This window comes from Citrobacter sp. TBCS-15 (assembly GCF_005280815.1).
GTDB classification, from domain to species: Bacteria; Pseudomonadota; Gammaproteobacteria; order Enterobacterales; family Enterobacteriaceae; genus Citrobacter; species Citrobacter werkmanii.
On sequence record NZ_SZWK01000267.1, the window covers coordinates 1 to 486 of the forward strand.

1 protein-coding gene is annotated in these 486 nt (G+C 32.3%); it reads left to right on the forward strand.

The genetic code is table 11. The features are described from left to right. Positions 1-61: 61 nt before the first annotated feature. Positions 62-486 (forward strand): protein rep (locus FDW96_RS15140; protein WP_252362876.1); only part of this gene is annotated, 425 nt, incomplete at its 3' end.

Here is a 486-nt window from a genome sequence, read left to right on the forward strand (position 1 = left end):
TTTATTCCAAATGTACACTTGTAAAAATAAACAATGTGCTATTTGCTCTTGGAGGCGGTCAATGAAGTATCAAGTTCAGATCTCAAAAATTGTCGAAGAAGCAATGATTAGAAAACCCAAGGGACGCTTTTTGTTCTTGACGTTAACGGTTGAAAATGTTTCTGGAGAAGGTTTGAATAACGAACTATCTCTTCTTTCTGAAGCCTTCAATCGGTTGATGAAATATAAAAAAGTTTCTAAAAATATTCTTGGATTCCTGAGAGCAACTGAAGTAACGATAAACGAATCAATGGATACTTATCACCCTCATATTCACGTTTTACTTTTTATTAGTCCGACATACTTTAAAAATAAAAATAATTATATTTCACAAGATGAATGGACAGAGCTTTGGAAAAAATCAGCAAAACTAGATTATCGTCCAATTGTTGATGTTCGATCAATTAAACCAAAAAATGAAAAAACATCAGACATTCGTTCTGCGAT